This is a genomic window from Granulicatella elegans, from assembly GCF_020735385.1.
GTDB lineage: Bacteria > Bacillota > Bacilli > Lactobacillales > Aerococcaceae > Granulicatella > Granulicatella elegans_B.
Genome location: NZ_CP085953.1, coordinates 1,105,907 through 1,120,872, shown reverse-complemented (window position 1 = coordinate 1,120,872; position 14,966 = coordinate 1,105,907). Strand labels below are relative to the sequence as shown.

The 14,966-nt window shown below is 33.5% G+C and carries 12 protein-coding genes; all 12 read right to left on the bottom strand.

What is annotated here, in order from left to right:
- Window positions 1-82 precede the first annotated feature (82 nt).
- Window positions 83-1,519: a hypothetical protein gene (locus tag LK443_RS05565; protein ID WP_227930985.1), complete on the bottom strand. Its 1,437-nt coding sequence runs from the start codon at window positions 1,517-1,519 to the stop codon at window positions 83-85.
- Between the two features lie 394 nt (window positions 1,520-1,913).
- Window positions 1,914-3,027 (bottom strand): peptide chain release factor 2 gene (prfB, locus tag LK443_RS05560; protein ID WP_227930984.1). Its coding sequence is split into 2 segments (ribosomal slippage): window positions 1,914-2,969 and window positions 2,971-3,027, totalling 1,113 coding nucleotides; the frame shifts between segments, so codons are not numbered across the junction.
- A 59-nt stretch (window positions 3,028-3,086) separates the two neighbouring features.
- On the bottom strand, window positions 3,087-5,528 hold the full coding sequence (gene secA / locus LK443_RS05555; RefSeq protein WP_227930983.1) for a preprotein translocase subunit SecA: 2,442 nt from the start codon (window positions 5,526-5,528) through the stop codon (window positions 3,087-3,089).
- 155 nt (window positions 5,529-5,683) lie between these two features.
- On the bottom strand, window positions 5,684-6,223 hold the full coding sequence (hpf, locus tag LK443_RS05550) for a ribosome hibernation-promoting factor, HPF/YfiA family (protein ID WP_227930982.1): 540 nt from the start codon (window positions 6,221-6,223) through the stop codon (window positions 5,684-5,686).
- A 181-nt stretch (window positions 6,224-6,404) separates the two neighbouring features.
- Entirely contained in the window at window positions 6,405-7,079 is a 675-nt protein-coding gene (locus LK443_RS05545) for a ComF family protein (protein ID WP_227930981.1), read from the bottom strand.
- A 1-nt stretch (window position 7,080) separates the two neighbouring features.
- A complete protein-coding gene (locus tag LK443_RS05540) occupies window positions 7,081-8,421 on the bottom strand; it encodes a DEAD/DEAH box helicase (protein WP_227930980.1) in 1,341 nt (446 codons plus the stop codon).
- Window positions 8,422-8,549: 128 nt separating this feature from the next.
- Window positions 8,550-10,337 carry an oligopeptide ABC transporter substrate-binding protein gene (locus LK443_RS05535; protein ID WP_227930979.1) on the bottom strand — a complete coding sequence of 596 codons (1,788 nt, stop codon included), beginning with the start codon at window positions 10,335-10,337 and terminating at the stop codon, window positions 8,550-8,552.
- Between the two features lie 201 nt (window positions 10,338-10,538).
- Entirely contained in the window at window positions 10,539-10,781 is a 243-nt protein-coding gene (gene acpP / locus LK443_RS05530) for an acyl carrier protein (RefSeq protein WP_227930978.1), read from the bottom strand.
- 120 nt (window positions 10,782-10,901) lie between these two features.
- Window positions 10,902-11,819, bottom strand: a complete 918-nt coding sequence (locus LK443_RS05525) for an ABC transporter ATP-binding protein (protein WP_227930977.1) — start codon at window positions 11,817-11,819, stop codon at window positions 10,902-10,904.
- Window positions 11,812-12,855, bottom strand: a complete 1,044-nt coding sequence (locus tag LK443_RS05520) for an ABC transporter ATP-binding protein (RefSeq protein WP_227930976.1) — start codon at window positions 12,853-12,855, stop codon at window positions 11,812-11,814. Before LK443_RS05520 ends, LK443_RS05525 begins: the two co-directional genes overlap by 8 nt.
- Window positions 12,856-12,864: 9 nt before the next feature.
- The gene (locus tag LK443_RS05515; protein ID WP_227930975.1) at window positions 12,865-13,845 is read right to left on the bottom strand and encodes an ABC transporter permease; all 981 of its coding nucleotides are present in this window, start codon (window positions 13,843-13,845) and stop codon (window positions 12,865-12,867) included.
- A complete protein-coding gene (locus LK443_RS05510) occupies window positions 13,845-14,789 on the bottom strand; it encodes an ABC transporter permease (RefSeq protein ID WP_227930974.1) in 945 nt (314 codons plus the stop codon). Before LK443_RS05510 ends, LK443_RS05515 begins: the two co-directional genes overlap by 1 nt.
- Window positions 14,790-14,966: the final 177 nt, after the last annotated feature.

The window sequence follows — 14,966 nt, the reverse complement described above, 5'->3', positions numbered from 1 at the left end:
AGTCTATGTCATGTCTATTATACCATTTTTCTGATGACATTCTATTGATGAAATATTACAAACAGATGTCAATTTTGAATTTTTAAAAATAAACTTGATGATATAATTGAGAAAGTTGGAAAAATAAATATTGCACTGTTTCCTCTTTAATCGTATGTGGCGTTAAAAATAGTTCATTAGGAAACCACTGATCTAACGAATGATTTCTAAAATGCTTCAACATAGATTGAAGAGGATGATGATAATGCTCATTTAACATGCCATGTTCAAACAAACTTAATAGAATTCCTATTCTTAATAGTGGAAGCCCCAAACCTTCTAACAATAAATGAAAAATTTTTATTGAAATTTCAAACTTATTAAAAGATGCTTTTCCAAAATATTCAGTAATCAATTCTTCCCATTGAATCAATAATTCTTTCGAAGTAATTCTTCCATCAAACCACTTTTCTTCTAACTCAGCAGCTATTAAATCAATCAAAAATATTTGAATCACATTAATATTACGCAATGAAATAGGATTTCGTCTAATAGCTAAAAAATTTTTTAATAATACATTTGAAACTTCTTTAGGGGTTCCAATATTTACAAAAAATTCGGAAATCATTTGAGAAATATCTAACGATATTATCGGTAATAATGCTGAATAATAGCAAAAAGCTTGTTTTTTATAATTCAGATGATCTTCAGATATAATTTTATCTGTATGATTAAATATCTTTGAATAAGCTTCTCCAAATAATTCTAAAAACTCAAATAGAGAAATAGAAAATGAATGATAAGGAGATAAGTAGATATAGATTTTATGATTGTTTTTTATAATCTTTGCTTTTTGATGAAATGCTGCTGTAATTGTATAAGATTTAGTCAAATCACGAACTTGATAAAGAAAGAAATTAAAGAAATCGGAAGCTTTTTGTTGTGAAACCATTAAATCACAGACTTCTGCACTTGTTGGAATTTTTTTAGAAAGAATAGTATTTTTATAGAATTGAATAATTTTGTCATGATGGACGTTCAATTGTCCGCAACAAGAGCAGACAAAGTTTTTCCCATATAAATGCGTTAAAATTTCTTTATAGGTCGGAGATTGAAGATGAAATTTTTCAGAATAATAGTCAGAATAAAACAATCGAATATTATCTAAATCTTTTTCAAAAGAGTACTCAAATAATTTAGGCGTTAAATACTCAGACCATTTTTCCTTTAATTCATTCTGTACATCGTTAAAAGTTTCTCCAAAATATTTTTGAGCATACTTATTTTTCAAATAGTAATCAGAAACCTGCTGTAGTTTCTTTTTTTCATAAGGTTTTAATTCATCTAAATGCTCGATGAAATATTGGTAAACCATCTTTGAGTTTTGAGATTTCATATTTTTATCCATAAACTCAAAGCGAAGTAAATCTGCGCGATGATTCAACTGATTATTATTAAAATGTTCGTATTCTTGACTTAATTCTTCAATTAAATCTAGTGTATCAAATAACTCATGAAGTTCATTAACTGTATATTGCATTCCCAAAACCCCCTTATGTTTTCTAATTCTATTTTACCGCTTTCACAGTCATAGTGCAAATGTTTTTTGACTTTTTTCCGAAAAAATAAAGTTATTTGAATCTTATCTTCAAACAACTTTACTTTTAAACGAATTAATAGCATTGTCCATGAGATTCGCACAGCGAAGCTGCTGGCATCCTTTGTTACTATATCAAAAAGTCACTGTTTTATACGTACTCTCATTCGTTTTCCGTTTAAATAAAAATGACTTTTTACAGTAGCATTAGTGAAAGAACCCACGAAATGTGGTTTCTTTCACCGGAAACTTTGAGACCCTAGGCTCAAAGTTTAGCCATGAGATTCGCACAGCGAAGCTGCTGGCATCCTTTGCTACTATATCAAAAAGTCAATTTTTATTCCGTATCGCCGGATAGTGTCCATTTTAAATACGCATCCATAAATGGATCTAAATCTCCATCCATAACAGCACCAATATTCCCCGTTTCATGACCCGAACGCAAATCCTTCACTAAAGAATACGGATGGAACACATAATTTCGAATTTGAGAACCCCAAGCAATATCTTTTTGTTCACCACGAATTTCAGCTAACTCAGCTGCTTTCTTTTCTTCTTCTAATTGATATAACTTCGTTTTTAACATTGCCATAGCTTGATCCTTATTTTTAAATTGTGAACGTTGCGCCTGACTTTGCGTTACAATCCCCGTTGGAATATGTGTAATACGAACAGCTGATGAAGTTTTATTAATATGTTGCCCACCAGCACCACTCGCACGATACACATCAATTTTCAAATCATCTGGATTAACTTCGATATCAATATCCCCTTCTAATTGAGGCATAATATCAATCGAACAAAATGAAGTATGACGTTTTCCAGCAGCATCAAAAGGAGAAATTCTCACTAAACGATGCACCCCTTTTTCACTCTTCAAATAACCATAGGCATTTAACCCCTCAATAGATAAAGTCACAGACTTAATTCCTGCTTCCTCTCCATCTTGATAATCGACTGTTTCAATACGATATCCATGTTGTTCAGCCCATCTTGTATACATTCTTAACAACATACTTCCCCAGTCTTGTGATTCTGTTCCACCAGCACCTGGATGAATTTCTAAAATTGCACTACATTTATCATGAGGCCCACTTAGTAACATACTTAATTCATATTTTTCTAATTCTTTTTCAACGCTATAAACACGTTCCACTAATTCCTCATGAATTTCTTCTTCTGGATCTTCCTTATACATTTCAAATAGCAGTTCCACTTCTTCTACTTGCAGTTCTAATTGATGAAAAATGTCATACACAGCTTTTAATTCATTACTTTTTTGAATGACCATTTGAGCCTTTTCATTATCATCCCAAAATCCAGGTTCTGACATTTGTTGCTCATAAGAAGCAATATCTTCTTCTAAATGATCTAAGTCAAAGAGACCCCCTATAACTTATCATTTGCGTACTCATTTTTTCTAAAGCATTTCTGATTTCACTAATTTCCATACTATTCTCCTATCTCATTGTAAAAAGGTAGGCTGGACTTTTGCCCAGCCTACTTCTTATTATGCTTGTTCTGGTTCTTCAGTTGGACGATCATGCCCTTGAGCAATCACACTTCTAGCACCTTGCACTTGTTCACGTTGTAAATTTTGACGAATTTGAGATTTCATCAAGATACGAGTTACATCATAATCAATAGCTGCAATCATTTGTTGGAAACGATTGAACCCTTCTGTTTGATATTCAGTAAGTGGGTCGATTTGTGCATATCCACGTAAACCTACACCCTCACGTAATTGATCCATATCATCGATATGATCCGTCCATTTACGGTCAACTACACGTAAAATGACAACTTTTTCAAACTCAAGCATTTGAGAATCCCCATTTAATTGCTCTTGTTTTTCTTTGTAAACTTCCATTGCTTTTTCATTCAATAAACCTTCGATTTCTAAAGGAGTTTTACCTTTTAAGTCTGATAATGAAATGTCTTCTGGATGACAAATCGCATTTGCAGCAAAGTCTACTAAGCTTTCTAAATCCCAACTTTTCTTTTCACCTAATGTGTGATTTTCTACCATACGGTGAATTGTTCTACGAATCATTGCTTTTGTTACTTTTTCTAATGAATTTTCTTCATTAATAATTTGTAATCTTTGTGAATAAATGATTTCACGTTGTTCACGCATGACTTCGTCATATTGTAATACGTTTTTACGTGTATCATAGTTATTTCCTTCTACACGTTTTTGAGAAGATTCTACTTGACGAGATAACATTTTACTTTGGATGAAGTTGTCATCTCCATTTTCATCAATATTTAATCTTTCCCAGATTGCTTGCATTCTTTCTCCACCGAAACGTTTCATTAAGTCGTCTTCTAATGATAGGTAGAATTGAGTCTCACCTGGGTCCCCTTGACGTCCAGAACGTCCACGTAACTGATTATCGATACGACGGCTTTCATGACGTTCTGTTCCGATAACGCATAATCCACCTAATTCTTTAACGCCTTTACCTAACTTAATGTCTGTTCCACGTCCTGCCATGTTTGTCGCAATTGTAACGGCACCACGTTGTCCCGCCATCATAACGATTTCTGCTTCTTTGAAGTGGTTTTTAGCGTTTAATACTTCATGAGGAATTCCTTCTTGATGAAGCATTTGTGATAATAGTTCACTTGTTTCAACCGCTACTGTACCAACAAGAATTGGTTGTCCTTTTGCATGACGTTCTTTAATATCACGTACTACCGCTTTGAATTTACTCTTCAATGATGGATAAATCACATCGTGATTATCAATACGTTGAACTGGACGGTTTGTTGGAATCGTAATAACGTTCATATTATAAATTTCACGGAATTCTTCTTCTTCTGTTTTAGCTGTCCCTGTCATCCCTGACAATTTACGATACATACGGAAGAAGTTTTGGTAAGTAATTGTCGCCATTGTTTTAGATTCATTTTCAACTTCTACACCTTCTTTAGCTTCAATTGCTTGGTGTAATCCATCTGAATAACGACGACCTTCCATAATACGACCTGTAAATCCATCTACGATTTTTACTTGTCCTTCATCTACTACATAATCGATATCTCGGATCATAATGTAATTCGCACGTAAAGCTTGGTCAATATGGTGAACTAATGCTGAATTGTCCACATCATATAAGTTTGGTAGACGGAAAGTTTGTTCAGCCTTATTAATCCCTTCATCTGTTAATGAAATAGATTTAGAAGTTAAATCAATCGTATAGTCTTCATCTTCTTTCAATGCTTTAACGAAGAAATCTGCACGTTGGTATAATACTGTAGATTTTTCAGCTTGCCCTGAAATAATTAATGGTGTACGAGCTTCATCAATTAAAATTGAGTCAGTTTCGTCAACTACTGCATAGTTTAATGGACGTTGTACCATTTGTGATTTATAAACGACCATGTTATCACGTAAGTAGTCAAATCCTAATTCACTATTTGTACTATACGTAATATCTGCATAATAAGCTGCACGTTTTTCTTCTGGTGATTGTCCAGTTAAATTTACCCCTACACTTAATCCTAAGAAATTATATAATTCACCCATTTCTTTTGCGTCACGTGTAGATAAGTATTCATTAACCGTTACTACGTGTACACCATCACCTGAAAGTGCATTTAAATATACAGGCATTGTTGCTGTTAAAGTTTTACCTTCCCCTGTACGCATCTCCGCGATATTTCCGTTATGTAGAGTGATACCTCCCATAATTTGAACTTTATACGGGAATAAGCCTAAGACACGTTTAGAACCTTCACGTACTAAAGCGAATGCTTCTGGTAATAATTTATCTAATGATTCTCCTGAAGCATATCTTGCTTTAAATTCTTCTGTTTTTACTGGAAAGTCTGCATCACTTAATGCTTCCATTTTACTTTCCAAACTTATTACTTTATCCGCTAATTTTTCAAGTTTACGAACTTCGCGTTTATTATTTTCAACTAATTGCTTTAAAAAATTTGCCATTCTATGACTCCTTTATTTTTTTCTTTCCATTCATCTATCTTGCAAATGAGTATACCAATTGCATCTTATTCATTTTACCATCATTATTCAAAATAGAAAAGAAAAAAAAACAGAGTTGGAAAAATTTTTCCAACTCTGCCCAAAAAGAAGGTTTTTTATGCATTCGTTTCAATTAAACCATATTTTCCATCTTTACGACGATAAACAATATGCGTTTCATTTGTTTCTGCATCTTGGTAAATAAAGAAGTTATGACCTAACATATTCATTTGTAAAACAGCTTCTTCACTATCCATTGGTTTTAAATCAACACGTTTTGTACGTACAATCTCTAATACAGATTCATCTTCTTCCACTGTTTCAGGTGCAACAAGCAATTCAAATCCTTTTTCACGAGATTTACGATTAATTTTTGTTTTATATTTACGAACTTGTCTTTCTAATTTATCGATTACTAAGTCGATACTACCATATAGGTCTCCAGAAGTTTCTTCTGCACGTAAGACTAAATAAGGAAGAGGAATTGTTACTTCAACTTTTGCTGTTTTTTCAGAATATACTTTCAAATTAACATGAACCGTTGCATTAGCAACATCGCCGAAGTATTTTTCTAATTTTGAAAGTTTCTTTTCGGCATAATTACGAATTGCTTCAGTAACTTCAATGTTTTCTCCACGAATATTATATTTGAACATAATAATCTCCCCTTTCATCTGGCTTTGCCAGACTGAAGAAATCTCTTAAGGACCACTCTTAAGAATCCCTTCTTTTGATTTCTTTCTATGGTTTAATTATAAACCTTTTCCTTATTTTTTACAACCGTTTTCAAAAAAACTTTAGGAATTCCTAAACAACATATTCTTTCCTTTATTTACCTTATCGAAACACTGTAAACAATTTAACGTCTTCTACCCCTTTATCCTGTAATAACTTAGCCGCTAGTCGAATTGTTTTTCCAGTTGTATAAATATCATCAAACAGTAAAATTTTATCCGGCAACTTTATCTCTTCTCTTATTACAAAAGGTTGTTCGAGTTTCATTCTCTCTTCTCTCGTTTTTTCCGATTGTTTTTTCCCTTTTCCAATATGGTAAAAGATTTGCTGATACGGAATTTTCGAGAGTTCTAGAAGGTATTCAACCGATTCAAATTCTCTTTTTTCTAAACTTTGTTTAGAAGTTGGTAGTGGGAAAATTGTATATCCTTGTTTGAGATATGTTTTCAACACCCTTTTTAAATCTTTTTTTATTAAAAATGCTACAGCACAATCTCCTACAAATTTATATCGTTCCATAAATTCTTTTGCCTGTTCATCATAAACATATAATGCTTGATTCACGGGAAAATGAGAATCCATCTCTTTCCAACGAACACAGTCATAACAGAGTGTCGCTTCCTCCATTAAGCGCCCACATCCCGGACAAATTGGTTCCTTTTCTAATGAGTGGAATAAATTTTGACACTGCCGACAAATCGGTCTTGAATTCCACATGAATAAAGAACTAATTCCTGATTCTGCTGTTACATCATTTCCACACCATACACACCGCATTTTAGTCACCTTCTATTAATCCTCTTTTTCTAGCTTCTTCATTCAATGATTCAATTTCTTTTTTAGCTTGTTTCATTGCTCGACTCATTCCTTCATAAAAATAGACAACTTCTCCTCCTGGATGATCCACGCTTCTGCCTACTCTTCCTGCAATTTGTACTAAAACTTCCCTTGTAAAAATTTCTTCTTGAGCTTCTATTACCGCTACATCAATTCCATAAAAAGTAACTCCTCTTTCAAGAATCGTCGTTGTAATGAGAAAATCTAACTTTCCATCTCTCATTTGTTGAATTCTTTCTTGTCTCTGTTCCTCTTGAGATGAAACACTGGAAAAACTTGCATTCGGAAATGCTCGACTCATCATTTCTTCTACTACTGGAATTTGTATAATGGTTGATACAAATACTAAAAACGGAGTTTTTTCATCTAGTCTCTGCTTCATCCAACTATACAACTCTTGCGGAATTTTTTTCTTTTCTAAAGCTCTATCCCAATTTCTTAATTCCTTAAATAGAGGTACAACAAGGGGATGCCGATGAAATCTTGCAGGTAATAACGAATACGACAATTGCTGATGTTGAATTTGATACAATTCTAACTTTGAAGGAGTTGCTGTCATAAAGACTAACCTTCCTGTCGGCTTAACTGCACGATGAACCGCAAATTGCAACATATCGCTATTAGAATAAGGAAAGGCATCGACTTCATCTACAATAAGTACATCAAATGCATGATAAAATCGTAGCATCTGATGAGTCGTTGCAATGATAATTGGTGTTCTTTTATACGCCCCATCTGTTAACCCATGTAAAACAATGACCTCTTCAAAAGGAAAGGCTTCTTTAATTCTGGGAGCCAATTCATTACACACGTCAATTCTTGGAGCTGCTAATCCTACTCTTCCTCCCTTTTCTAATACTGTACGTATTAGTTCAAAAATCATTTCTGTCTTTCCTGCTCCGGTTACGGCCCATACTAAATGCTCCTTATCCGTTACTTCTACTAATTCTTGCGAGAGTTTTTCCTGTTCTTTTGACATCGTATGTTTGTAATATACCTGAACGGAATGCGGTAAAAATGCAGGAGTTTGTTCCTCAATAGCCACTAAGACACAACATTCTTTGACTTTTCCCATATTCAAGCATTTCAAACAATAATGACAATTTTTCTTGCAAATAATGCAAGGGCCTACCGAAAAATCTTCGCTATTTTGATTCCCACAACGATTACAAATGAATTTGCCACTTTCCTTATGAAATCCAGGCAACACTTCACCCAATTCTTCTAATGACGAATCTCTTTGTGACTGAAATCTTACTTGAATTCTACCTTGATTTTCCATAACACACCTCCAATCTTTATATACGAAAAAAGCAGCGAAAAAATTCGCTGCGACGATAAATAAAAAAAAGCAAACATCCCATTTAGGATGTTTACTTAACTTACGATTAAATTCATTCAAGATGAAGATTATTTAGCAACTACTGCTTTATCAGAAACTAACTCAACTTCTTCCCATCCAGTTCCTTTATCTGGAGTGATATTAATTTTCTTCACACGTTTATTAACGGCTGTTAATTCAAATGTATTGAAACGAGGAATTGCAAATGGGTTTTCTTGAACGTATTGTTGCCATTCTAAGAATAATTGTTTTTTAAGATTTTCATCGAATGTTTCATTTGAAGAAATACGTTCTAATAATGCTGTATGTTTAGGTTCTACAAAGTGACCAAAGTTAAAGGCAGCTTTAGGTCCATATAATCCATCTGGAGATGGGTTATAACCAATTGTGAATCCACCTATCCACATATCAAAGTCATCAGTATATTTTTGTAATTTTTCAGCATAAGTTTGGAAGTCTAATGTACGACCAGTTAATAATTGTACATTTAATCCAACTTCTTTCCACCAAGAAATATATTGTTGTAATACCGCTTCAGCAGTTTCACTACCTTTAGCTGCTAATAATGTGATTGTCAATGGTTTTCCTTCTTTATCTTCTACAAGTCCATCGCCATCAACATCTTTATAGCCAGCCTCTTTCAAGATTTCTTTTGCTTTTTCAGGATTGTATTCAAATCCAGGAACAACATCTTTACCTACATATAAGTCTTTGAAGAATGGAGATAATAATGTATTCGCACGAACTGATAAACCATGGTAAGTATCTTTACCAACTGTATCATTGTCGATTGCATAACCAATTGCTTTACGTAAAGCAACATCATTCATTTTCTTAGAAGGATCTAAAACGTGTTCACCTTTAGCAGCATCCCAACGTCCAACATTGAAACCAGTATAGCTAATTGAGTTTGTCATTAATCCTAATAATGAAATGTTATCTAAATCTTTGTATGTTTCGTATTGATCAGAAGGCATTCCACTTACATAGTCATAGTGACCTGCTTTTAATTCTGAAACAATTTGTTCACTACTTACAACATCTAATTTCACGTCAATTTTTGGTTGACCTTTATAGTAATAAGGATTTTTCTCGAAACTTACAGATTCACCTGGTACGATGTTTTTGATAACGAATGGTCCGCTACCCACTACTTTTGTACGAGAGTAATCTGATGTAATCATTTCTTGATAAGTCATATCTTTATAAATATGTTTTGGAATCATTAACGTATTGATCGCTTCTCCACCATACTCTAACGTTGGATAAACTTCTTTTAAGTGAAGTTTAACAGTTTGATCATCAATTTTTTCTAAACCAGAAATTGATGATGCTTTTCCGTCATGAAATTCTTGTACCCCTTCAACATTTAAAATATCTTCAGAGAAACGTACGCCTTCATAATCTGGACGACTAATTGCTTCATACGTGAAAATATAGTCATCGATCGTTAAAGGTTCTCCATCAGACCACTTATAATCGCCTTTTTTCAAGTGAATTGTAAATGTTTTGTTTTCAACATCTAACTTATAATCTGCCATTCCTTTGCTGCTATCGATTTTTTGGTTTGCATCATAGTCAAATAAGTTTGCAAAAGCCATACTCACTACAGCACCATCACTAGAATCACTAAATAAAATTGGGTTAAATAACCCTTTGAATGGTGAGTTAGATACTTGTGCCATATTTAGTGTCCCACCACTAATTGGCGTACCTTCGTTTACCACCTCTGTTTTAAATCCGCCTTCAACAGGTGCTTGTACTGATGAAGAAGATTGTTGTTTGTTACCACACGCAGCTAATGCTAATGCAGCAGTAACGCTAAGAAATCCTGTATATAATTTCTTGTTATTCATATTATCCCCTCCTAAGTTAAAAAACTAATGAATGTTTCGATACTAACAAAGTTTAGAAGCCATTTCAACGTTTCTTGCAATTTCTAATAAATATTTCATCGTATTTTAACAATTTATGCCCATCTATATACAATAATTATAACCTTTTATAGTTATAGATAATTTTTATAAACAAAAAACGAGCTTAGGCTCGTTTTTTTCTTACGCTTGTTGACTAACAATATAGTTTACAGCATCTCCAATTGTAACAATTTGTTCCGCATCTTCATCAGAAATCTGAATTCCGAATGTATCTTCTAATTCCATGACTAATTCAACAACATCTAATGAATCAGCACCTAAGTCTTCTTGGAAAGTTGTATCTCTTGTAATTTTTAATACATCGACACTAAAACGTTCCGAAATTAATTGAATTACTTTGTCTAATACTTCTTGCTCTGACATTTGTTGTCCTCCTTGTCTAAGCGATTTCTCCCTACACTCCTAATCAGTGTACCTCTATTTTACTCAAATTTGGCTTTATTGTCTATCATTTCTTTTGAAAGCACTTTAATTTTTAACCTATTATGATAAACTATTTTTCCAAATTTCAGCTTGTGCTTTTGTAGTGAACACAAAATGTCCTGGAGTAATTTCAAACATTTCTTCTGATTCATTTTGGACAGTTGGTTGATAAATCACTCTTTTACGATTTCTTTCATATTGAGGATCTGGTAAAGGAATTGCTGACAATAGACTCTTCGTATACGGATGGAATGGTTGATGATAAACAGCATCAGCAGTTCCTAATTCTACGATTTTCCCTTGATACATCACTGCAATTCGATCACTAATATATTTTACCATCGATAAATCATGCGCAATAAATAAATACGTTAATTGTTGTTCTTTTTGTAATTGTTTTAATAAATTAACGATTTGTGCTTGAATGGATACATCTAATGCTGAAATCGGCTCATCACAGACGATAAAACGAGGATTTACTGCTAAAGCTCTTGCAATCCCGATTCTTTGACGTTGCCCACCAGAAAACTCATGTGGGTAACGATTGGCATGTTCTGAATTCAATCCTACCATTTTCAATAATTCATTTACTTTTGCATCTCTTTCTGCGCGAGTTTTTACGATACCATGGATATCCATTCCTTCAGCAATAATATCTCTAACTTTCATTCTTCCATTTAAAGAAGCGTATGGATCTTGGAAAATCATTTGCGCTTGTTTTCTAAAATCTTTTAAGTCTTTTGTCTTTGTTGGAATTTCTTTTCCATCGAATAAAATTTGTCCGTCTGTTGCTTCATTTAATCGTAAAATGGAACGACCTGTCGTAGACTTTCCTGAACCTGATTCTCCAACAAGACCGAAAGTCTCGCCTTCAAAAATTTCAAAACTGATATCATCAACTGCTTTTACAACTTGTTTCGAAGAAGAACCAAAGTAACACTTTAAGCCTTTAACTTCGACTAATTTACGTTTACTCATTTGTCACTCTCCTACTTTCAAATTGTGCCCAGCGTTTTTGAATTTCTTCTGGCGGCTCTACTTTTGGAGCTCGTTCATCTAATAACCATGTTGCTGCAGCATGTGTATTCGACACAGCAAACATTGGTGGCATTTCTTCAAAATCAATATCTAATGCATAGTCGCTTCTTAAGGCAAATGCATCTCCTTTTGGAGGATTTAATAAATCTGGTGGTGTTCCAGAAATCGTATATAAAGATCCTTCTTCTTCTAAAGAAGGCATCGAGCATAATAATCCCCACGTATATGGATGTCTTGGATTGTAGAAAATTTCATCGACTAGTCCATATTCCACAATCTTCCCAGCATACATCACAGCCACTCTATCCGCAACATTAGCTACAACTCCTAAATCATGCGTAATAAAAATAATAGAAGTGCCATACTTTTGTTGAATTTCTTTTAATAATTCTAAAATTTGTGCTTGAATCGTTACATCCAACGCAGTCGTTGGTTCGTCTGCAATTAAAATATCTGGGTTACATGCTAATGCAATCGCAATAACAATTCTTTGTCTTTGTCCACCAGAAAATTGATGCGGATAATTATTCACTCTTTTTTCTGCATTTGGAATTCCAACTTGTTCTAATAATTGAACAGCTTGTTGCAAGGCTTCTTTTTTCGATAATTTTAAATGCTTGATCATCGATTCCGCCACTTGCATACCAACTTTCATCGTTGGATCTAATGAAGTCATTGGGTCTTGGAAAATCATCGCAATTTTCTTCCCACGAATTTGTTGCATTTCAGATTCTGATTTTTCTAAAATATTTTCCTGTTCAAAAATAATTTCTCCGTTTTCAATGAAAGCATTGGCAGATAATAATTGCATAATGGATCTAGTCGTAACAGATTTCCCTGAACCAGACTCACCAACAATCGCTAAAGTTTCTCCTTTTTTCAAGTCAAAATCTATCCCTCGAACTGCTTGAACTTTTCCATCAAATGTTTGAAAGGATACTTGTAAATTTTTTACACTTAAAATTGTTTCACTCATACATTTCTCCTATTCTTTCATTTTTGGATCAAAAGCATCTCTTAATCCATCTGCTAATAAATTAAAACTAATCATTAAAATACATAATACAATTGCCGGGAACCACATTAAATGCGGTAAAAATCTAAATGTTTTATACCCATCATTAATGAGCGAACCTAATGAGGCATTTGGTACTGGAACCCCAATTCCTAAGAAACTTAAAAATGCTTCAAAGAAAATCGCTGAAGGAATTGAAAACATCGTTTGAATAATAATAATTCCAGCAATATTTGGTAAAAGGTGTTTCAACGCAATTTTCCAAAAACTTTGTCCTAATGATTTAGACGCTAATATATATTCTAAATTTTTTAATTTTAATGTTTGCGCACGAACAACTCGAGCCATTGTTAACCAACTCGTAACCCCAATAGCTAAAATAATCGTACCAACACCTGGTTGTAAAAATAACAGCAGTAACACTAAGATGACTAAGTTTGGAATAGCGGTCATAATTTCTAAAATACGTTGCATCACTGTGTCTACACGACCACCAAACCAACCAGAAATTAACCCATATAATACTCCTACTGTTAAATCAAACATTGCAGCAGCAAAGGCAATTAATAATGATAATCTTGTTCCGTATAAAATTCGAGATAATAAATCTCTTCCTAAACCATCTGTTCCTAAATAGTAATAAGTCCCTTCAGGAACTCCTGCTTGAGCATACGCATCTACTCCTGCTCTCATCCCTTTAAAAATACCAGGAATTTTTGCTGGCAAATTCGCAAATTGAACATTTTGTTCCAATGGATCATGTGGACTAATAAAAGGCGCCAATAAAGCAAGAATGATAAAGAGAACTACAATCCCTAACGATACAACAGCTCCCTTATTTTTTTTCAATCGTCTCCATGCATCTTGTAAAAAACTTTGAGGAGGAAGTGAAATGTTTTCCACTTGTTCAAAAGACAATGCTACACGTTTAAATGCTACTTTTTCTGTCATTATGAAGCTTCTCCTCCTTGTGTTAAACGAATTCTAGGATCAATAAATCCATATAATAAATCCACAATTAAAATGGTTACAACAAGTAAAAATGAATACATCATTGTCACACCCATAATCGTTGGATAATCATTTGTTAAAATCGATTTAACAAATTGCTCCCCAATGCCAGGAATAGCAAAAATATTTTCAATGACCATTGAACCTGTCATTAACCCAACTAACATTGGACCAGCAATTGTCACTAAAGGAATCAATGCATTACGTACCCCATGCTTCATGACCACTTCCATACGGCTCAAACCTTTGGCACGTGCTAATTCCATATAATCAGACTGTAACACTTCAACCATTTCCGTACGAATAAAACGAGCAGAATCCGCTACTGGAGAAATGGATAATGCTATAGTCGGTAAAATCGAAGAAATAAATCCTTGATTCCATAATGCAATTGGCAAAATCGGAAAAATAACACCGAATACTAATTGTAAAACAACCGCAAATACAAAACTTGGCACTGAACGTCCAATAATCGCAAAGAACGTTGCTCCAGTATCCACAATTGTATTTTGTTTCATCGCTGCCACTAATCCAAGCAATGTTCCCATTCCTATACCGAAAATCAATGCTTGTAGCCCAATTTGAAACGATGGACCTACACGGCTAGACAATAAATTTAAGACCGTTGAATTATATTGGAAAGACATTCCTAAATCTAATCGGACTAAACCACCTAAATAAATTAAATATTGCATCCAAACAGGTTTATCCAACCCATATTTTGCATTCATAATTTGTAATTGAGCATCTGTCAAATTTTCTTCATTCGCATATGGAGAACCTGGTAATAATTTCATTAAGAAAAACGTAATTGTCGCAATTAAAAACAATGTAACAATCATGTAGAAAATCCGTTTTAAAATATATTTCGTATATTGATTCATGTACTTCCTCCTGAAAATACTCTTCACTTTTTAATAAAGAATGTTTTATCTATCATACTATTTTTAGCTTTTATAATTCAATTATTTTGTTTGAATTTTTGAAAATGTAGTATTCTCAACAATTTAGTTACTCTTAGCTTTCCATCTTCTAACACATAAATTTTATGATAGTCCTTT